The sequence below is a fragment of the Azospirillum sp. UENF 112521 genome, from assembly GCF_058780665.1.
In genome coordinates this window covers 1,032,704-1,052,407 of sequence record NZ_JBSNCI010000003.1, presented here as the reverse complement: position 1 = coordinate 1,052,407, position 19,704 = coordinate 1,032,704, and the positions used below count along the sequence as shown (strand labels likewise).

21 protein-coding genes are annotated in these 19,704 nt (G+C 68.5%); 12 read left to right on the top strand and 9 right to left on the bottom strand.

Annotated elements, in window-relative coordinates; genetic code table 11:
• Positions 1-7: 7 nt before the first annotated feature.
• From ACWPN8_RS20365 to ACWPN8_RS20355, 3 genes are all read left to right on the top strand, one after another.
• A complete protein-coding gene (locus ACWPN8_RS20365; protein WP_492242043.1) occupies positions 8-652 on the top strand; it encodes a MarR family winged helix-turn-helix transcriptional regulator in 645 nt (214 codons plus the stop codon).
• A 40-nt stretch (positions 653-692) separates the two neighbouring features.
• The gene (locus ACWPN8_RS20360) at positions 693-1,433 is read left to right on the top strand and encodes a hypothetical protein (RefSeq protein WP_492242042.1); all 741 of its coding nucleotides are present in this window, start codon (positions 693-695) and stop codon (positions 1,431-1,433) included.
• A gap of 100 nt (positions 1,434-1,533) precedes the next feature.
• Positions 1,534-2,079: a carboxymuconolactone decarboxylase family protein gene (locus tag ACWPN8_RS20355; RefSeq protein WP_109451544.1), complete on the top strand. Its 546-nt coding sequence runs from the start codon at positions 1,534-1,536 to the stop codon at positions 2,077-2,079.
• A 43-nt stretch (positions 2,080-2,122) separates the two neighbouring features.
• Here the strand turns inward: ACWPN8_RS20355 and ACWPN8_RS20350 are convergent, their stop codons facing one another.
• The 3 genes from ACWPN8_RS20350 to ACWPN8_RS20340 form a co-directional block, all read right to left on the bottom strand.
• Entirely contained in the window at positions 2,123-3,439 is a 1,317-nt protein-coding gene (locus ACWPN8_RS20350; RefSeq protein WP_492242041.1) for an aspartate aminotransferase family protein, read from the bottom strand.
• A gap of 6 nt (positions 3,440-3,445) precedes the next feature.
• The gene (locus ACWPN8_RS20345) at positions 3,446-4,483 is read right to left on the bottom strand and encodes a phosphotransferase (RefSeq protein WP_492242040.1); all 1,038 of its coding nucleotides are present in this window, start codon (positions 4,481-4,483) and stop codon (positions 3,446-3,448) included.
• Positions 4,484-4,570: 87 nt separating this feature from the next.
• Positions 4,571-5,278, bottom strand: coding sequence for a GntR family transcriptional regulator (locus ACWPN8_RS20340; RefSeq protein WP_492242039.1), 708 nt, complete (start codon positions 5,276-5,278; stop codon positions 4,571-4,573).
• A 142-nt stretch (positions 5,279-5,420) separates the two neighbouring features.
• Here ACWPN8_RS20340 and ACWPN8_RS20335 point away from each other — a divergent pair, with 142 nt between their 5' ends.
• On the top strand, positions 5,421-6,365 hold the full coding sequence (locus ACWPN8_RS20335) for a 3-hydroxyacyl-CoA dehydrogenase NAD-binding domain-containing protein (protein ID WP_492242038.1): 945 nt from the start codon (positions 5,421-5,423) through the stop codon (positions 6,363-6,365).
• On the top strand, positions 6,362-7,075 hold the full coding sequence (locus ACWPN8_RS20330; protein WP_492242037.1) for an aspartate/glutamate racemase family protein: 714 nt from the start codon (positions 6,362-6,364) through the stop codon (positions 7,073-7,075). Before ACWPN8_RS20335 ends, ACWPN8_RS20330 begins: the two co-directional genes overlap by 4 nt.
• An 11-nt stretch (positions 7,076-7,086) precedes the next feature.
• Here ACWPN8_RS20330 and ACWPN8_RS20325 read toward each other — a convergent pair whose 3' ends face one another.
• Both ACWPN8_RS20325 and ACWPN8_RS20320 read right to left on the bottom strand, forming a co-directional pair.
• Positions 7,087-7,815: a GntR family transcriptional regulator gene (locus ACWPN8_RS20325; RefSeq protein WP_109451554.1), complete on the bottom strand. Its 729-nt coding sequence runs from the start codon at positions 7,813-7,815 to the stop codon at positions 7,087-7,089.
• Between the two features lie 29 nt (positions 7,816-7,844).
• Entirely contained in the window at positions 7,845-8,744 is a 900-nt protein-coding gene (locus ACWPN8_RS20320; RefSeq protein WP_492242036.1) for a dihydrodipicolinate synthase family protein, read from the bottom strand.
• Positions 8,745-8,971: 227 nt separating this feature from the next.
• Here ACWPN8_RS20320 and ACWPN8_RS20315 point away from each other — a divergent pair, with 227 nt between their 5' ends.
• The 7 genes from ACWPN8_RS20315 to ACWPN8_RS20285 are packed head-to-tail and all read left to right on the top strand — an operon-like array spanning position 8,972 to position 15,907.
• Positions 8,972-10,312 (top strand): ABC transporter substrate-binding protein, encoded by a 1,341-nt coding sequence (locus ACWPN8_RS20315; RefSeq protein ID WP_492242035.1) that lies wholly within the window; start codon positions 8,972-8,974, stop codon positions 10,310-10,312.
• Entirely contained in the window at positions 10,309-11,241 is a 933-nt protein-coding gene (locus ACWPN8_RS20310) for a carbohydrate ABC transporter permease (protein WP_109451558.1), read from the top strand. The genes ACWPN8_RS20315 and ACWPN8_RS20310 overlap by 4 nt, the downstream gene beginning before the upstream one ends.
• The gene (locus ACWPN8_RS20305) at positions 11,238-12,068 is read left to right on the top strand and encodes a carbohydrate ABC transporter permease (RefSeq protein WP_492242034.1); all 831 of its coding nucleotides are present in this window, start codon (positions 11,238-11,240) and stop codon (positions 12,066-12,068) included. Before ACWPN8_RS20310 ends, ACWPN8_RS20305 begins: the two co-directional genes overlap by 4 nt.
• A gap of 25 nt (positions 12,069-12,093) precedes the next feature.
• Entirely contained in the window at positions 12,094-13,191 is a 1,098-nt protein-coding gene (locus ACWPN8_RS20300; RefSeq protein WP_492242033.1) for an ABC transporter ATP-binding protein, read from the top strand.
• Between the two features lie 20 nt (positions 13,192-13,211).
• Positions 13,212-14,219: an aldo/keto reductase gene (locus ACWPN8_RS20295; protein WP_492242032.1), complete on the top strand. Its 1,008-nt coding sequence runs from the start codon at positions 13,212-13,214 to the stop codon at positions 14,217-14,219.
• A gap of 19 nt (positions 14,220-14,238) precedes the next feature.
• A complete protein-coding gene (locus ACWPN8_RS20290; protein ID WP_492242031.1) occupies positions 14,239-14,694 on the top strand; it encodes an RbsD/FucU family protein in 456 nt (151 codons plus the stop codon).
• Between the two features lie 31 nt (positions 14,695-14,725).
• Positions 14,726-15,907: a fumarylacetoacetate hydrolase family protein gene (locus ACWPN8_RS20285; RefSeq protein ID WP_492242030.1), complete on the top strand. Its 1,182-nt coding sequence runs from the start codon at positions 14,726-14,728 to the stop codon at positions 15,905-15,907.
• 23 nt (positions 15,908-15,930) lie between these two features.
• Here ACWPN8_RS20285 and ACWPN8_RS20280 read toward each other — a convergent pair whose 3' ends face one another.
• The 4 genes from ACWPN8_RS20280 to ACWPN8_RS20265 all read right to left on the bottom strand — a co-directional run bounded on the left by ACWPN8_RS20280 (position 15,931) and on the right by ACWPN8_RS20265 (position 19,687).
• The gene (locus ACWPN8_RS20280; protein WP_109451569.1) at positions 15,931-17,457 is read right to left on the bottom strand and encodes a UxaA family hydrolase; all 1,527 of its coding nucleotides are present in this window, start codon (positions 17,455-17,457) and stop codon (positions 15,931-15,933) included.
• A 42-nt stretch (positions 17,458-17,499) separates the two neighbouring features.
• On the bottom strand, positions 17,500-18,315 hold the full coding sequence (locus ACWPN8_RS20275) for an amidohydrolase family protein (protein WP_492242029.1): 816 nt from the start codon (positions 18,313-18,315) through the stop codon (positions 17,500-17,502).
• 3 nt (positions 18,316-18,318) lie between these two features.
• Positions 18,319-18,627: a hypothetical protein gene (locus ACWPN8_RS20270; RefSeq protein ID WP_492242028.1), complete on the bottom strand. Its 309-nt coding sequence runs from the start codon at positions 18,625-18,627 to the stop codon at positions 18,319-18,321.
• 115 nt (positions 18,628-18,742) lie between these two features.
• Positions 18,743-19,687 carry an ABC transporter substrate-binding protein gene (locus ACWPN8_RS20265; protein WP_098738257.1) on the bottom strand — a complete coding sequence of 315 codons (945 nt, stop codon included), beginning with the start codon at positions 19,685-19,687 and terminating at the stop codon, positions 18,743-18,745.
• Positions 19,688-19,704: the final 17 nt, after the last annotated feature.

Below are 19,704 nucleotides of genomic sequence, written 5' to 3'. Positions count from 1 at the left end.
TAAATCCATGGACCACGCATCGCACCCCGACCCTGTTCCGCACCGCCTTCGGGAGGGCTTCGAGCGCATCGCGCTGGTGCTGCGCGCCGATCTCTGGTCGGCTGCCGGCACGGCGGGGCTCAATCCCACCCAGGCGCAGGTGCTGGCCCTGCTGGCGGCCCGGCCCGCCGGCCTTCGCCCCAAGGAGATTGCCGCCCATCTGGCGGTTTCCGCCGCCAGCATGGCCGACACGCTGGCGGCGCTGGAGCGCAAGTCGCTGCTGCGACGCACGCCCGATCCCAGCGATGCGCGGGCGCAGATCGCCCGCCTGACGGAAGAAGGGCTGGAACTGGGCCGCAGCCTTGCGTCATCCGCCTCCCAGATCGCGGCGGCGCTTGCACAGCTGACCGCCGCCGAGCAGGCCGGGCTGCTGCGGGCGCAGATCAAGATCATCCGGTCGCTGCAACAGGCAGGCGCCATTCCGGTCCAGCGCCTGTGCGTCAGCTGCCGCCATTTCCGGCCGAACGCCCATCCGGGCGAGGCCGCCTCCCATCACTGCGCTTTTGTGAACGCCGCCATCGGCGACCGGGATCTCCGGCTCGATTGCGGCGAGCATGAAGAGGCTGATCCTGCCGTCCAGGCTGCCACCTGGACGGCCTTTGCCGAAGGATAGCCACCCCTCCAAGCACGTCTTCAGAAAGGAAAGCACCATCATGATCGTCTGCACTCCACGGGGCCTCGGCCTCGTGGCAACGGCGCTCTGCTGCCTTGCGTCCGGTCTCGTGTCCGGCCCGTCTACGGCTGCCGCGCATGGAATAAAGACCGCCCCCGATCAGGCGGTGATGGCCTCGTTCGACATCGTCGAGACGCGCATCGTCACCGATCACGGCCATGCCGTCTTCAGCACCCGCGTCCGCGCCGATGCCGGCAAGGCGACGCCGTCCGCCACCGGCAAGTTCGCGGGATCGGAGGTCTACGCCTATGTCTGGCCGACCTCCCTCAACTCCGCCGATGTCGGCTTCGAGAAGGACCAGGGCATCGTCGCGCTCGCGGTGACCTTCCACCCCGATTTCGACGATGCCGCCTATGGCGGGAAGAACCGCGACCGCTGGCATTCCCACTGGGTCGTCCTCAACGAGGACAAGGCCTGTCCGGGAGGATTGAAGGTCAAGGACATCCCGGAGGGCACGAAGCCCAGGCTGCCGGAAACCTGGCCCGGTGCGCCGATCCTGATCGACAGCCCGGACTACCGAACCGACCTCAAGGCCGATCTGGTCGAGGTCCACATCCCGCTCGAAAAGATCGGGGCGATCGCCACCGCGTCCTTCGACGGCGTGACCGCCGGGTTGCGGGTCAATGCCAACCTGCATGCGCCGCTGCTGTGCGTCACCAACATCCACAAGGTCGCCTCCGGCACCCTGTCGCTGCCGGGCAAGGTCGCGCCGGCCAAGTAACGCTGGCCAAACAGCGTGCAAAAGTGAAAGCGGCCCGGCGACTGCCATCGCCGGACCGCCCGAATACCCCCCTCCAAGCATCAGAGAAGGATAAAACATCATGGCACACGTCAATCTCGTCGATCCAGCCTCGTCTGCCGCGGCGGTCAAGCCGACGCTCGACCGGATCAAGGGCGCCTTTGGCGTCGTCCCCAACATGTTCAAGGCCGTTGCGAATTCGCCGGCCGCACTCGCCAGCATGTGGGGATCGTTCGGTGCGCTCGGCCAGGGCAAGCTCGGGGCCAAGCTGGGCGAACAGATCGCGGTGGCGGTTGCCGACCGCAACGACTGCAACTATTGCCTCGCCGCCCACACCCTGCTCGGCCAGAAGGCGGGGGCGAGCGGAGCGGAGATGGCCGAGGCGCAGCATGGCCGCTCGGCCGATCCCCGGACGGCGGCTGCACTCGCCTTCGCGGTGAAGCTGGTGGAGAACCGCGCTGCGGTCGATGCCGCCGATGTCGCCGCCCTGCGCGCGGTCGGATTCGACGATGAGGCCATCGTCGAAATCCTGGCGCATGTCGCCCTGAACCTGTTTACGAACTACGTGAACGTCGCCCTCGATGTGCCGGTCGACTTTCCCGGGGTGAAGCTCTCCCGCCGCAGCTGACGGATGGGGTGCGGCCGGAACGACGACGTTCCGGCCGCGTCCGTCACAGGGCCGCCAGCACCTCGTCGAGCGTGCTCAGGAACAGGGTGGCGTCGTCGGCGGAGAAGACCAGCGGCGGGCGGATCTTCAGGATGTGCCCTTCCTGGCCGGTGGCGCTGATCAGCACCCGGCGCCGGCGCATGTCGTTGACCACGCGGGCGGTCTCCTCCGGGGCCGGGGTCTTCGCCTTGCGGTCGCGCACCATCTCGACGCCGATGAACAGGCCGCTGCCGCGCACGTCGCCGATCAGGTCATGCTTGGCGGCGAGTGCCTGGATGCCGTCGATCATCTGCGTGCCGACGGTCAGGGCGTTCTCCTGCAGGCGCTCCGTCTTGATGACGCGCAGCACGGCATGCGCCACGGCGCAGGACACCGGGTTGCCGCCGAAGGTGTTGAAATAGCGCTGGCTGCGGCCGAACGCCTCGATCACCTCCGGGCGGAAGATGGCGCCGGCCACCGGGTGGCCGTTGCCCATCGGCTTGCCCACCGTCACGATGTCGGGCACCAGCCCGTGGCGCGCGAAGCCCCACATGTGGGTGCCGAGCCGGCCGAAGCCGGGCTGTACCTCGTCGGCGATGAAGATGCCGCCGGCCTTGCGCATGACCTCGACCGCCGGGGCCAGGAAGCCGGCCGGATCGGTGAAGACGCCGCTGCTGGAGAAGATGGTGTCGACCAGCAGCGCCGCCGGGGCGATGCCCTTCTCGCGCAGGTCGGCGATGGCCTCCTCGACGGACCGGGCGAAGGCGGCGCCGACCTCCGCGGCCGGAATGCGGTAGCTGTCGGGCGACGGCACGACGCGGACATGGTCGCCCAGCTTCACCGCGGCGCCCAGCGAGGGCGACATCTCCGCCAGCGCCGAGGTGACGCCGTGATAGGCGTTGTGGGCGATGACGACGCCGGTGCCGCCGGTGTGGACGCGGGCGACGCGCAGCGCCAGATCGTTCGCCTCGCTGCCGGTGCAGGTCATCATCAAGTGCGACAGCTCGGCCGGGAATTCCGCCAGGAAGGCTTCGGCGAACTCGACGATGCCGTCCGTCAGGTAGCGCGTGTGGGTGTTCAGCACCGCCGCCTGCTTGGCCATCGCCTCCACCACCTCGGGCCGCGAGTGGCCGACCGAGGCGACGTTGTTGTAGGCGTCGAGATAGCGGTTGCCGTCGGCGTCATAGAGGGAGGAGCCCTCGCCGCGCACGACATGGATCGGATCGGCGTAGAACAGGCGGTAGGCCGGGCCGAGCAGCCTTTCGCGGCGGGCGATCAGGGCGCGCTCGCGCTCCGGCAGGGAACCGGCGGCGTCGGGGGCGTAGGCGTTGATCATGGTCATGGCGGGTCACACTTCCTGGCAGGCGAGGTGGAGCAGAGTGCGTGCGGTGGCGGCCTCCTCGCCGGTCAGCTTTTCCAGCCCGGCGAAGGCACGTTCGGCATTCCGCAGGATGTAGGCGGCGTTTTCGGGATATTCGGCCGCCCGCCAGCCGGTGATGGAGATGGTCAGGGCGAGGCGGGCGGCGATCAGGTCGGGCAGCAACTCCGTCTCATCCGCCGTCAGCGGCAGCACGGCGTTGTAGGCGCGGGTCATCTCGACGATGGAGCCGAAGGGCGTCTCGCCGCTGGTGACGTGGTAGGCGAGCGCCGTCGCCAGATCGTTGATCAGCGGCGCCTTCAGCGCGTCGCCGAAATCGATGATGCCGGTGACCGCCTGATGCCCGGCCGGATCGACCACCGCATTGTGCGGGTTGAGGTCGTTGTGGATCACCTGATGGCGCAGGGCGGGCAGGCGCGGGGCGACCCGGTCGGCGAAACGGGCGATGAAGCGCTCCACCATCCGGCGGCGCGGACCGTCGGCCAGATAATACAGCTTGTCGGCGACGCTGGCGGTGCGCGTGATGTCCCACAGCAGGTCGCGCTGCGAGCCCGGATGCTCGCAGTCGGCCAGCGCGAGGTCGAGCCGGGCCAGCGTCGTTCCCAGCGCCCGCATCAGTCCCGGTGAGGCCGGTGCCGCATGGAGCGGCGTGCCGTCGAGATAGGTCAGCAGCCGCAGGATCATCGGATGGCCGTCGATCAGGACCGTCGTCTGCGCCTCGCCCTCCCGGGTCGGCACGACGCGCGGCACCGGCAGGGACGGGTCGCGGGAGGCCACATGCTGCATGGCGCCGGTCTGGAAGGCGGTGACCGGTTGCGGTTCGGCCGGGTTGGTGAACTTCAGCACATAGCCCCGCCCGTCGGGCGTGGTGATGTGGAAGTTGCGGTCGCGCTCGCTGCTCAGTTCACGGACGTCGCCGGTCAGCCCGAAATGCCGCAGCATCATGGCGCCTGCCTCGTTCCCGGAGATCGGCGGCGCGACCGTGGTCAGTACGTTACCCTGTGTCATGGCCGCGCTCTCCTCGTCAGTCGAAACGTCAATGTTTGATGCATCATCGTCATGCGGGGGCCCGGCTTCGGGTGCCGGTGGAATGTATCAGGAAACCAGGGGTCCCGGTTGGGCTTGCGGTTGGGCGTCCCGGCGCTCGGCATCGATCCTTTCCAGGATCGGTCCGCTGGCCAGTTGGATGTCGTCCTGGATGGCGCGGGCGGCGGCCGGGCCGTCATGACGGCGGATGGCATCCATCAGCGGGTAGTGATGGTCGATCATCGTGCGGCCGGCTCCGCCATAGACGTCGGCGATCAACGGCCCCATCTGGAGCCAGAGCCGCCGCAGAATGTCGCCCAGCACCGGCATGTCGGCGATTTCCGCCAGCTTGAAATGGAAGATCTGGTTGAGTTCGGTCGCCAGCGCGGTGTTGCCGGCGGCCATCGCCTCCTCGTTGTGCGTCAGCAGCGCTTCCAACTGCTCGATCTCGGCGGGTGTAGCCCGCTCGGCGGCGCGGGCGGCGGCCAGCCCTTCCAGATTGACGCGGATGTCCCGGATTTCCAGATAGGCGGCGCGGGTCAGCATCGGGACGCGGATGTCGCGCGGCGAGCGCAGCACCAGCGCCTGATCCTGCACCAGCCGCAGGATGGCGTCGCGCACCGGGGTGACGCTGGTCCCCAGCCGTTCGGCCAGATCGCGGATCTTCAGCCGGTCGTTCGGCTTGAACACGCCCCGCATCAGCGCCTCGCACAATTTCTGGTAAATTGTGCTGCCGAGATTGTCGTGTTCAAGAAGGCTGAGGTCGAACCCGCTCATCGTCTGCCCGCCACCCGGCCATCTTGTGTTGCTGTATGATGCATCATATTGACCCGGTCGCGGAGGAAGGTCAAGCTGTCCCTGCCGCGCGCCTCCGTGCCCGGCCGTCTTTTCGATCCTTTTGCACAGGAGTGCTCTCGCAATGCCGCCACCTCCGCCGTCCGCCACGCCCGTTGCCGTGCTTGGCTGCGGGTTGATCGGCGAAAGCTGGTCGGCTCTGTTCCTGGCCCACGGGCTGGACGTGGTCGCCTGGGACCCCGACGGGTCCGTGCTGGCCGCCTTGCCGCAGCGCGTGGAGCGGCTGCTCGGCCAGTTACAGGCGCTGGGGGCCGCCGCCGCTCAATCCGGCCGCCTGTCCGTCGCGCCGTCGGTTGCGGCGGCGGTCGGCGATGCCGGCTGGATTCAGGAGAACGCGCCGGAAAAGACCGCGGTCAAGCACAGCCTCTATGCCGAGGTGGAGGCGGCGGCAAGGCCGGATGCGGTGATCGCCAGCAGCACCTCCTCGCTGACCTGGAGCGATCTGGCGGCGGGCGTGGTGCGGCGCGAGCGCCTCATCACCGCCCACCCCTTCAATCCGCCGCACCTGATGCCGCTGGTCGAGCTGTTCGCCGCCGATGCGCAGGTTCTGGCGCGGGCCGAGGCCTTCTATCGCGGTCTCGGTCGCGAGACGGTGGCGTTGAAGAAGGATGCGGTCGGCCACATCGCCAACCGGCTGGCGTCCGCCCTGTGGCGCGAGGCGGTCAACATCGTGGCGGAGGGCATTGCCGATGTCGCCGACGTCGATGCGGCGCTGGTCCATGGTCCGGGATTGCGCTGGTCGGTGATCGGCGCCCATATGGCCTATCATCTGGGCGGCGGCCCCGGCGGCATCGCCCATTACCTCGACCATCTCGGACCGAGCCAGGAGCGGCGCTGGGCGACGCTCGGCAGCCCCAGCCTGACGCCGGAGGTCCGCCAATTGCTGGTCGATGGAATCGCAGAGGAAGCCGCCGGCCGCTCCATCGCCGCGCTGGAGGCCGAACGGGACCGCGGGCTGATGCTGGCCCTGGCCGCCCGACAGACCGCAAAGCAGGGAGAGGATGCATGATCGCCGAAACGGGTGCCGTCATGCCGGGGCCGCGCATCGCGCTCATTCATGCGCTGGAGGAATTGGTGGCGCCGGCGCGGGCCGCTTTCCGGGCGCATTGGCCGGAGGCGCGGATTTTCGACCTGCTCGACACCTCGCTGGCCGTCGATCTGGCGGAGGCCGGCCGGCTCGACGAGGCGATGATGGGGCGGTTCCGGACGCTGGCCGACTATGCCGCCGGCACGGTGGGCGCGAGTGGACGCACGGCGGGCATCCTGTTCACCTGTTCCGCCTTCGCGCCGGCCATCGACGCGGTCAAGCGGCAGCTGCCGATCCCGGTGCTGCGGCCCAACGAATCCGCCTTCGAGGCGGCGATGGCGGTCGGCGACCGGATCGGCATCGTCGTCAGCTTCGGCCCGTCCGCCTTGTCCCTGCGCACCGAGCTGCTGGCGATGGCCGCCGCTGCCGGCCGCCGGATCGAGGTGACCGTCGCGGTTGCCGACGGCGCGCTGGCGGCGCTCAAGAGCGGGGACGGCGAGGGCCACGACGAGCGCGTCGCAGGGACCGTGGAGCAGCTGCGCGGCTGCGATGTCGTCATTCTCGGCCAGTTCTCGATGGCGCGGGCGCAGCCGAGGCTTCAGCCCCTGCTGTCCGTCCCGGTGCTCACCACGCCCGCGGCGGCGGTGGAGGCGCTGCGCCGCCTGACGCAGCCGGCCGGCGGCGTCCCGTAACCGGTATGGCCTCAGCGCAGGCCGATGGCGCGGTCGCGGGCGCTGAGGATGTGGGTGCCGATGGCATCCTTGGCCCGCTCCGGGTCGCGGGCCTGGATGGCGTGGATGATGGCCAGATGCTCGCGCATGGTCGGCACCAGCACGGCGGTGTTCAGCCTGGTCTTCGACTGCTTGATCAGCCGGATCTTGATCTGGTTGACCCGGTAGGCGTCGGAAATGATGGCGTTGCCCAGCGCGTCGATGATCGTCAGGTGCAGCGCCCAGTCGATGTCCTGCGCCTCCTGCAACAGGGCCGGCCGGATGCCGCCGGCGCCCAAGTCGGCTTCCGCTTCGGCGCAGGCGGCGATGATGCGCTCGTGATCGTCCAGCAGCGCGCGGACCGTCGCCTCCGGCGCCTCCCGGGCGAAGACCGCCACCGCTTCGCGTTCCAGGAACAGGCGGAACTGGAAGGCGTCGCGGATGAGGTTCAGGTCGACATGGGCGACCTGCATCCCCCGCTGCGGCACGGTCTTCACCAGCCCTTCGGCCTCAAGCCGGGGGATCAGTTCGCGGATCGCCCCCAGCGGCAGTTCGGTCAACTCGACCAGCTCGCGCTGCGAGATGAACTGCCCGGGGCGGATCTCGTCCGCCAGCAGCCGCTGCGTGAAGCTCTCGTAAGCCCGGCTGCGCAGGTTGACCGAGTCCCGGTCTCGCTTGGCCAGATCCGGTTTGGCCCGGTCGCTGTTGGCGGAGGTCGTCATCCGTGTGCTGTCCCGTCAGGAGGGCCCCATCAGGCGGCCCTATCCGCGAACACCCGGTCGAAGAGATGCCCGAGCGTCGCGATGTCCGCCACCGACATAGGCAGCAAAGGCGCCCTCACCGTCAACCATGCGCTGTCGCCGGTGGCGTGCGACACCAGCGCCTTGACCGCCGGGGTGACTGGGTAGCGCAGCACGGCGTCCACCAGCTCGACCAATGCGGCGTCGTCGCGGCCCTGATGGACCACCGTCCGCAGCCGTCCCGGCACCAGATTGGCCATGCCGGAAATGGCGCCCTGGCCGCCGTCGCGCACCGCCTGGGCCAGCACCCGCTCGTCGCCGATCAGCACGGCGAGATCGTCGCGGTGGGCGGCGAGAAGCTGCTGGCTGTAACCCCAGTCGCCGGCCGAATCCTTCACCCCGGTGATCGCCTCGGGGAAGGCGGCCTTCAGCCGGCCGATCAACTCGATCGACAGCGGAACCGCGGTGACCGACGGGATGTGGTAGAGGATGATGTCGCGCGCCCGGTCGCCCAGCTTGGCGATGAAGCTGGAGAACCACGCGAACAGCCCGTCGTCCGACACGCCCTTGAAGTAGAAGGGTGGGGCGACCAGCAGCGCCCGCGCGTCCGCATCGAGCAGCTGGTTGGCCTGGGCCAGCGCGTCGTGCAGCGACGCGGCGATGACGCCGCCGACCACATGGCTGCGGAAATCTATGCCGGCGCCTTTCAGCGCGCCGATCATCTGCTCGCGCGCCACATGGCCGAGCAGCGGACCCTCTCCCGTGGTGCCGAACAGGGTCACCGAGTCGCAGCCGCTGGCGAGGCACCAGGCGACATGCCGGGTCAGGCGGGCCAGATCCACGCTGCCGTCCTCATGGTAGGGCGTGGTCAGCGCGCAGGACAGACCGAAGCGGCCAGTGGATTGATTCACTTTGCATTTCTCCCAGGGGCGGCTGGACGGACGGCCGAACGGCCACCGCGTTACGACTAACATGTTACTAGGATGTTTTTCGTTTGCAAGGGGGCTGCCCTGGATTTATACGTTGACCAAGCAATCAAATCGGTGGCGGCGCGGATCCGTGTCGCTCACAGTATCCGCCGGTCAGGACAAGGCCGGGCATCAAAGGCCCGGGCGATAACGGGGAGGAGTGCATGTCGATGTCGAACGGAATGTCTTTGTCGCGCCGCCGGCTTCTGGCGTCGGGCGCCGCGGCCGGTGCGCTGGGCCTCAGCGGTATCGGCTTGCCCGCCTTCGCCCAGACCGGCGGGGTCAACTGGCGCAAATATGCCGGCACCAAGATCGAGGTGAACCTGATCAAGAGCCCGCGCGGCGACACGCTGACCAAGTACCAGAAGGAATTCGAGGAGCTGACCGGCATCACTGTGGTGTCGGAACAGACCCCGGAGCAGCAGCAGCGCCAAAAGGCGGTGATCGAGCTGACCTCCGGACGGCCGAGCTTCGACGTCGTGCACATCAGCTACCATGTCCAGAAGCGCCAGTTCGAGAAGGGCAAGTGGCTTGCCGACCTGACGCCCTTCATCAAGGACCCGGCGCTGACCGACGCCGGCTTCCTCGACGACTTCTCCGAAGCCGGCGTGACCTTCGCCCGCAATCCGGAAGGCGGGATCGGTGCCTTGCCCTTCTCGGTCGATTACTGGATCGTCTATTGGAACAAGGACCTCTTCGCCAAGAAGAACCTGTCCTTCCCCAAGACCTTCGACGAGATGGTGGCCGCCGCCGCGGCACTGACCGACCCGTCGAGCCAGACCTACGGCTTCGTCGCCCGCGGCATGAAGAACGCCAACACGCCGGTGTGGACCAGCCTGCTGCTGGGTTACGACCAGTACAGCGTCGACGCCAACCGCAACCTGCTGACCGACACGCCGGAGGCCATCGAGGCGGCGAAGCTCTACCAGACGCTGATGACCAAGTCGGCGCCGCCGGGCGTCACCGGCTTCAACTGGGCGGAATGCCAGTCGGCCTTCCTCCAGGGCCGCGTCGGCATGTGGTTCGACGGCGTCGGCTTCGCCCCGCCGCTGGAGGATCCGGAGAAGTCGCGCGTCGTCGGCAAGGTCGGTTACGGCCTGATGCCCAAGGGGCCGAAGGCGCATGCCGCCGCCACCACCGGCGACGGCATCGGCGTCACCGCGGCGTCGAAGAACAAGGAAGCCGCCTATCTCTATTGCCAGTGGGCGACCGGCAAGCTGATGGGCGCCCGCCTGTTGCAGGCCGGGGCCGGCGTGCCGTTCCGCACCTCCGTCCTGTCGGACGCCGAGGTGCGCAAGGGCGTCAAGATGCCGGCGGCCTGGGTCGATGCCGTGGTCGAATTGGCCAAGATCAGCCGCCTCGCCTTGCCGGTCATCATCCCGGTCACTGAATTCCGCGACGTGCTGGGCGGGGCGCTGACCAACATGATCTCCGGCAGCGACCCGGCGGCGGAATTGAAGCGCGCCACCGCCGACTTCAAGCCGATCCTCGAGCGTAGCGAGAAGACGTGAGCATCCTGACCTCGTCTGACCGTGTGGTCGGCGCCGCTTCCGTCGGCAGGACGAAGCGGCTCCGGCCTTCCTACTGGCCCTTCGTGGTGCCGGCGCTGATCGTCGTCATCGGGGTCATCGTCTTTCCCTGGGTCTTCACCCTGTGGATGAGCGCCATGGAATGGCGCATCGGCGAGGAACAGCGCTTCGTCGGTTTACAGAACTATGCCCGGCTGTTCACCGACGTGCGCTTCCTGGAGGCGATGCTCCACACGCTGGTCTACACCGCGCTGTCGGTCCTGGCCCCGCTGGTGCTCGGCACCGCGGCGGCGCTGGCCTTCAACACCAAGCTGCCGGCGAGAGGCCTGCTGCGCGGCATCTTCGTCATGCCGATGATGGCGACCCCGGTCGCCATCGCGCTGGTGTGGACGATGATGTTCCACCCGCAGCTGGGCGTGCTGAACTACCTGCTGTCTCTGGTCGGAATCGGACCGCTGCAATGGGTCTACCACCCCAGCACGGTGATCCTGTCGCTGGTGCTGGTGGAAACCTGGCAATGGACGCCGCTGGTGATGCTGATCGTGCTGGGCGGTCTGGCGGCGCTGCCGACCGAGCCGTACGAGAGCGCGCAGATCGACGGCGCCACCGCCTGGCAGCGCTTCCGCTATCTGACCCTGCCGATGATCAAGCCCTTCCTGATGGTGGCGGTCATCATCCGCACCATCGACGCGCTGAAGAGCTTCGACATCCTCTACACCATCACCCAGGGCGGGCCGGGCACGGCGTCGGAGACGATCAACCTGTATCTCTACAGCGTCGCCTTCACCTATTACGACATCGGCTACGGCTCGGCCATCGCGGTGGTGTTCTTCGTGCTGATCATCCTGCTGTCGCTGATCCTGCTGTACCTGCGCCAGCGCAGCGCCTGGAATACGGGAGACGGGCAATGAGCCGGCCGCTGAGGAAGCTTCTGGACAAGGCCGGCATGGCCGTCTGCGTCCTGCTGCTGGTGTCGCCGGCGCTGCTGTTCTTCATCTGGATGCTGTCGCTGTCGCTGAAGTTCGAGATCGACAACGGCGCCTACCCGCCGATCCTAATCCCGGAGCGCTTCGCCTGGAAGAACTACGCAACGATCTTCGAGGGCAACAGCTTCCTGCTCTATTTCTGGAACAGCCTGATCGTCACCGGGGCGGCCACCCTGTTCGCGTTGCTGGTCGGCGTGCCGGCCGGCTACGGCATCGCCCGGATGCGCGCGCACAAGTCGGCGGTGGTCATCATGATCGCCCGCATGACGCCCGGCCTGTCCTTCCTGATCCCGCTGTTCCTGCTGTTCCAGTGGCTGGGCTTGCTCGGCACGCTGTGGCCGCAGATCATCATCCATCTGGTCGTCACCGTGCCCATCGTGATCTGGATCATGATCGGCTATTTCGAGACGACGCCGATGGAGCTGGAGGAGGCGGCGATGGTCGACGGTGCGACGCGCTGGCAGATCTTCGCCAAGGTGGCGCTGCCGATCGCCAAGCCCGGCATCGTCGTCGCCTTCATCCTGTCGGTGATCTTCTCCTGGAACAACTTCGTCTTCGGCATCGTGCTGGCCAGCCGCGAGACGCGGACCCTGCCGGTCGCCGTCTACAACATGCTGTCCTTCGAGCAGGTGAGCTGGGGCCCGCTGGCCGCCGCAGCCCTGGTGGTGACGCTGCCGGTGCTGATCCTGACCGTGGCCGCCCAGCGCCAGATCGTGGCGGGCCTGACCGCCGGCGCCGTCAAGGGCGGCTGATCCATCCCAAGAAAGAGACGACCCCATGGCCTCCGTCAGCATTCGGAACGTCCGCAAATCCTACGGTCCGGTCGAGATCATCAAGGGCGTATCCATCGACATCCAGGACGGCGAGTTCGTCATCCTCGTCGGCCCGTCGGGCTGCGGCAAATCCACCCTGCTGCGCATGATCGCCGGGCTGGAGGAGATCAGCGGCGGCACCGTCGCCATCGACGACCGCGTCGTCAACGACGTGCCGCCGAAGGACCGCGACATCGCGATGGTGTTCCAGAACTATGCGCTCTACCCGCACATGACCATCGCCGACAACATGAGCTTCGCGCTGCGGCTGAAGAACACCGCCAAGAGCGAGATCGCGGCCAAGGTTGAGCGGGCGGCCGGCATCCTCGGCCTCGGGCCGCTGCTCGGCCGCTTCCCGCGCCAGCTCTCCGGCGGCCAGCGCCAGCGCGTGGCGATGGGGCGCGCCATTGTCCGCGACCCCAAGGTCTTCCTGTTCGACGAGCCGCTGTCCAACCTCGACGCCAAGCTGCGCGTGCAGATGCGCACCGAGATCAAGGAGATGCACCAGCGGCTGAAGACCACCACCGTCTATGTCACCCACGACCAGATCGAAGCCATGACCATGGCCGACAAGATCGTGGTGATGCATGACGGCATCATCGAACAGATCGGCGCACCCCTCGACCTCTACGACAATCCGGCCAACATGTTCGTCGCCGGCTTCATCGGTTCGCCGGCGATGAACTTCATCCCCGGCAGCATCGGCGGCGACGGCTTCACCACCGACGGCGGCGACCGCCTGCCGCTTGCGGGCCGCGTGCCGGCGGCGTCGGACGGGCGACCTGCGGTCTATGGCGTGCGGCCGGAGCATTTCCGCCTCGCCGACGAAGGGATGGCCGCCGAGGTGGTGGTGGTCGAGCCGACCGGGTCGGAAACCCAGATGGTGCTGCGCCCGCTGGGAGGGAAGGCCGGTCAGGTGGGAGTAGGCCGGGAGGATCGCAAGCGCGAGCTGACCTGGGTCCTGCGCGAGCGCACCGGCGCCAAGCCCGGCGAGGTGGTGCGCATCGCCCCCGATCCGGCGCTGGCCCATCTGTTCAACCCCGACACCGGGCTGCGCCTGTGATGACACCGATAGCAGAATCCTTGCCAACCAGAGCCCTGGGCCGCACCGGCATCGCCGTCTCGGAGATCGGCTTCGGCGCCGCGCCGCTGGGCGACCTGTACGGCCGTCTCGACGAGGCCGTCGCGGTCGGCACCGCGGTCGCCGCGCTGTCGGCGGGCGTCACGCTGCTCGACACCTCGCCGCTCTACGGCCACGGGCTGGCGGAGGCGCGTTGCGGTGCCGCCTTGCGTCAGGCCGGGCGCGACGGCGTCGTGCTCTGCACCAAGGTCGGGCGCTGGATGGACCCGCGGCAGGGCCGGGGCGACGGGTCGGGCTATGCCGGCGGACTGCCGCACCGGGCGGTGATCGACTATTCCCATGACGGCACGATGCGGTCGGTGGAGCAGTCGCTGCTGCGGCTGGGCACCGACCGCATCGACGTGCTTCTGATCCATGACGTCGATGTCTGGACGCACGGCGCCGACCGCATCGAGGCCCGCTTCGCCGAGGCGATGAACGGCGCCTATCGCGCGCTCGACCGGCTGCGGGCCGACGGCACGGTCAAGGCCATCGGCGTCGGCGTCAACGAGGCGGAGATGTGCGTCCGCTTCGCTCACGCCGGCGATTTCGACGCCATGCTGCTGGCCGGACGCTATTCGCTGTTGGAGCAGCCGGCGTTGGACGAGTTCCTGCCGCTGGCCGAGGCCAGGGGCATCGGCGTGATGCTCGGCGGCGTCTTCAATTCCGGCATCCTCGCCAGCGGTGCGGTTCCTGGCGCCAAGTACAATTACGGTCCGGCGCCGGTCCATATTCTGGAGCGGGTGGAGCGGATCGAGGCGGTCTGCCGGGTCCATGGCGTGCCGCTCGCCACCGCGGCGCTGCATTTTGCCCTGGGGCATCCGGCGGTGTCGTCGGTGGTGCTGGGGGCGGTGACGGCCGGGGAGGTGAGCCGCAACCTCGCCGCCATGGCGGCGGTTGTGCCGGCTGCGCTGTGGTCTGATCTGAAGGGCGAAGGGCTGCTGGCGGCGGACGTGCCGGTGCCGGCCTGAACCGATAAGGATAAGAGCCATGCTGAAAGGACTCGACCCGCTTCTGTCCCCCGACCTGCTGTGGGTGCTGGCCGCCATGGGTCACGGCGACGATCTGGCGCTGGTCGATGCCAACCACCCGGCGGAGACCATCGCCCGCGCCACCATCTCGGGCCGGCTGATCGTGCTGCCGGGGGTGACGATGGCGCGCGCCGCCCGCGGCATCCTCAGCGTCTTCCCGCTCGACGGCTTCGTGCCCGACCCGGTGCGCCGGATGGAGGTGGTGGGCGATCCCTCCGCAATCCCCATCGTGCAAGAAGAGGTGCAGGCGGAGATCGACCGCGCCGAGGGCCGTCCGCAGCCCTTGCGGGGGATCGAGCGGTTCGCCTTCTACGACGCCGCCCGCCGTGCCTTCGCCGTCGTGCAGGTCGGCGATCCACGGCCCTATGGCTGTTTCCTGCTGCGCAAGGGCGTCATCGCCGGCGACGTGCCGTAACCCGACCCAATTTCAAGATTCGGACTCCGACATGACCCAGTTCCCCGTGGATGTGACCCGCTCCCTTCCCAACGACGGCTATGCCGGCACCCTGGCCGGGCGGGTCTGGCGGCCGGGCACCGGCCCGTCGGTGGTGGCGGTGCGCGCCGACGGCGTGTACGACGTGACCGCGACCTTCCCGACCATGAGCGAACTGGCCGCCCGGCCCGATCCGGCGGCGGAGCTTGCCGCGGCGGCGGGGGAGCGCATCGGCGCGCTGGCCGACATCCTCGCCAACACGCCGCCGGACAGCCGTAACACCGACGCTCCCTGGCTGCTGGCGCCGACCGACCTGCAGGTCTTGAAGGCGGCCGGCGTCACCTTCGCCGTGTCGATGCTGGAGCGGGTGATCGAGGAGCGCGCCCGCGGCAACCCCGACGCCGCCGAGGCGATCCGCGCCGAGGTGCAGCGGCTGGTCGGCGACGATCTGGCGGCGCTGAAGCCCGGTTCCGAGGCGGCGATGAGCCTGAAGGAGGTGCTGATCGCCCAGGGCGCCTGGAGCCAGTATCTGGAGGTCGGCATCGGCCCGGATGCGGAGGTCTTCACCAAGGCGCCCGTCCTGTCGTCGGTCGGCACGCTGATGGACGCCGGGCTGCACCCCAAATCGACCTGGAACAACCCGGAGCCGGAGGTGGTGCTGATCGTCGCCCCCGATGGCCGCATCACCGGGGCGACGCTGGGCAACGACGTCAATCTGCGCGATTTCGAAGGCCGGTCGGCCCTGCTGCTGTCGAAGGCGAAGGACAACAACGCATCCTGCGCCATCGGTCCCTTCATCCGCTTCTTTGACCAAACCTTCACGCTGGACGATGTGCGGAGCACCGACGTCGCCCTGACGGTCGAGGGGCCGGAGGGCTTCCAACTGGCCGGCCTGTCCTCGATCTCGCGGATCAGCCGCGATCCGGAGGATCTCGTCGCCCAGACGGTCGGGCCGGTCCATCAGTATCCCGACGGCTTCGCCCTCTTCCTCGGCACCATGTTCGCGCCGACCCAGGACCGCGACAACCCCGGCGGCGGTTTCACCCACAAGGAGGGCGACATCGTCACCATCGCCGCCCCCAAGCTTGGCGCGCTGGTCAACCGCATGCGGCCGAGCGACGCCTGCGAACCCTGGACCATCGGCATCGCCGACCTGATGCGTTCGCTGGCACGGCGGGGGGCGCTGAAAGGCTGAGCAGCGCCCCCGGTCGAGCGCCGTCACATGACGGCGCCGATCTGCCAGGGCACGAACTCGTTGTCGCCGATGCCGTTCTCCTCGCTGCGGGTGCGGTGGCCCGACGCGGTGTCCAGCATCAGGCGGAACAGGGCAGCCCCCGCCTCCGCCACGCTGGTGCCGCCGTCCAGCACGGCGCCGCCGTTGAAGTCCATGTCGTCGCCCATGCGGGCATAGAGCGCGCTGTTGGTGGCGATCTTCAGCGACGGCGTCGGCTTGCAGCCGTAGGTCGATCCGCGGCCGGTGGTGAAGGCGATCAGGTTGGCGCCGCCCGCCACCTGTCCGGTCGCCGACACCGGGTCGTAGCCGGGTGTGTCCATGAAGACGAGGCCGTGGTCGGTCACCGGCTCGGCGTAATCGACCACCGCGTTCAGACGGGTGCCGCCGCCCTTGGCGACCGCACCCAGCGATTTCTCCAGGATGGTGGTGATGCCGCCGGCCTTGTTGCCGGGCGACGGGTTGTTGTTCATGTCGCCCTTGTGCAGGCGGGTGTAGTCCTCCCACCAGCGGATGCGGTCCATCAGCCTGTCGGCGACGGCCGGGGAGGCGGCGCGGGCGGTGAGCAGATGCTCGGCGCCGTAGATCTCCGGCGTCTCGGACAGGATGGCGGTGCCGCCATGGGCGACCAGCAGATCGACCGCGGCACCCAGCACCGGGTTCGCGGTGATGCCGGAATAGCCGTCGGAGCCGCCGCATTGCAGACCGACCGTCAAATAACTGGCCGGCACCGGCTCGCGCCGGACATCGTTGGCGATGGGAAGCATGGCGCGGACCAGGGCGACGCCGCGGTCGATGGTCTCGCGGGTGCCGCCTTCCTCCTGGATGGTCAGGGTGGCGATCAGCCCGTTCGGGCGCGGCGCCAGGGTCTGGGCCAGCGGTGCGATCTGGTTCATCTCGCAGCCCAGCCCGACCAGCAGAAGCCCGGCGAAATTGGCGTGGTCGGCATAGCCGCGCAGCGTGCGGCGCAGGATCGCCATGCCCTCGCCGGTGCCGTTCATGCCGCAGCCGCTGCCGTGGACGATGGCGACCACCCCGTCGACGTTCGGATAGTCGGCCAGCGCGTTGCCAGTGAAGGCATCGGCGATGCGTTTGCAGACGGTGGCGGAGCAGTTCACGCTGGCGATGACGCCGATGTAGTTGCGGGTGGCGACCTGCCCCGACGGCCGGCGGATGCCGAGGAAGGTCGCCTCCTCCGCGCCGCGGTCGGCCTCGACGATGCGGGTGGCGCCGTGGTCCAACCGGGCCTCGCCCATGCCGAGATTGTGGACGTGGACATGCTGGCCGGGTTCGATGGGCTGGGTGGCTGTGCCGATCACCTGCCCGTACTTGACCACCGGCTCGCCCAGCGCCACGGCGCGGATGGCGATCTTGTGGCCGCTGGGGATGGTGGCGGCGGCGGTGCCGGCGAAGCCGCCGACGGCGACCGGGCTGCCCGCCGGGATTTCACGGGTGGCGACCGCGACGCTGTCCGACGGGTTCAGCAGGAGAAGTTCGGGAACGGAAGACGGCATCGGTCTGGTCCTTGAGGATAGAATGGGACGGCGGACGTGGGATCAGCCCAGCCGGTAGAAGGTTGCGGCATTGCCGCCGAACACCGCGTCATGCGCCGCTGCGGGGACCAGCTGGCGGCACATCTCCAGCCAGCCGGGATAGTCGCCGGCCAGCCGCAGGACCGGCCAGTCGCTGCCCCAGAGCAGCCGGTCGGTGCCGAACAGGGCGATCAGGCGGTCCACATAGGGCCGGATGTCGTCGATCCCGGTGCGCTCGCCCGCTTCGGTCAGCAGGCCGGACAGCTTGCACCGGACATTGGGCAAGGCGGCGAGGGCGGCCATGTCCTCCGCCCAGCCGGGAGTGCCGCCGTGGGCAATCTCCGGCTTGGCGGCGTGATCGATGACGATGGACAGGGCCGGATGCCGACGGGCGAAGCGCAGCAGCGACGGCAGGTGAGGCGGCAGGACCAGCGCGTCGAAGCTCAGTCCCCCTTCGGCCATCGCGGTGGCGGCCGGATCGATGGCCGGATTGTCCAGCCAGTCGGCGGCCTCGGTCTGCACCATCGGCCGCAGGCCCTTCAGCTTGGGATGGGCGGCCAGCGCCTGCACCCGCTGCGGGGCGTCCGGTGCCTTCAGGTCGGTCCAGCCGACGACGCCGCGGATGAAGCTGTGCTTTGCGGCGAGGTCGAGCATGAACAGGGTGTCGGCCTCGCTGGACAGGGTCTGCACCAGGACGGTGCCGTCGATGCCGTTTTCCAGCAGCAGCGGCAGCAGGTCGGGCGGCAGGAAGTCGCAGTAAATGGGACCGAGCTCCGGCGGCGGCCATTCGCCCTGGCGGGCGGCCATCAGCCAGAAATGCTGGTGGGCGTCGATGCGCATCGCTTACCCCTCCACCGGAACAGGCGCCACTTCATTCAGCAGTCCGCGCGCCTTCAATGCCTGCCGGAAGGCGGCGGGGATCGGTGCCTGCAGCAAAACGAGGTTGGTCGCCAGTTCGCCAGCGTTGCGCACCCCGGTGACGCAGGAGGCCACCGCCGGATGGGCGAGCGGGAATTGCAGGGCGGCGACGAGGCGGTTGGCCTCGGCCGGATCGGTCGGGCGGTAGAGCCCGCCAAGCTGCGCGCAGCCCAGCCCGATCATCGGAAGCGACAGGCCGGAGCGTGGCAGGGTGCGGCGGTCGGTCAGGTTCATGCGGGACGCCTCGACTGCGGAAACCAACTGTGAAAACTCGATGGCGAAGAAAATGGCGCGCGCGGCGAGGGACCGGGCGCCGTGCACGCCCAAGGTCAGGAGAAGGGGGCGCTGCTCAGTACAGAACGTTCTGCGCCTCCGGCGTCGCCAGATTGGCCTTGGTCACCAGCACCACGCCGGTGTCGAGCGCCTTTTCGACCTTCTCGCGCTTGGTCAGCTTGACCGCCGTCTGCACCCCCAGATAGCCCATCTGGTAGGAGCCCTGGACGGCGATGGCCTCCAGCGTGCCGTCCTTGACGAAGCCCTGCAGATCCTGGTTGCCGTCGAAGCCGACCGCGGCGATGTGGCCAGCCTTGCCGCTCTGGGCCAGCGCGCGGCCCATGCCGATGGCGGTCGGCTCGTTGGCGCCGAAGATGCCCTTCAAATCGGGATTGGCGGCCAGCACGTCGGTGGTCTGGTTCAGCGCGGTCGCCATCTGCGACTGGGAATAGAAGGGACCGACGATCTCCAGCTTGGAATGGTCCTTGATGTATTTGGTGAAGCCGCCGACCCGGCCGATCTCCGAACCCGCACCGGCGACATAGGACATGACGGCGATCTTGCCGCTGGTGCCGACCTTGTCGATCAGCGCCTTGGCGCACAGTTCGCCCGCCTTGACGTTGTCGGTGGACAGCATGGCCTGGTAATACTGCTTGCCGGCGTCCGAGACGGGTGAGTCGATCAGCACCACCGGGATCTTGGCCTCCCACGCCTTTTTCAGCACCGGGACCAGCGCGTCGGGGTCGGAGGGAGCCAGCACGATGCCGGCGACCTTCCGGTTCACCGCGTTCTCCACCATGTTGACCTGATCGGCGATGGCCGATTCCGCCGCCGGACCCTGGAAGGTCATGGTGTAGCCGTCCGCCTCCTTCTGAGCGGTGGCGGCTCCCTTCTGCACATTCTGCCAGAAGGTGGAGTTCACCGTCTTCACCACCACGGCGATTTCCTTATCCGCGGCGAGTGCCGAACCGGCTGCGAGAGCGATGGCGGACGCCAGACAGGCCGAAACGAAGCGCTTCATGGTTTCACTCCCTGTTG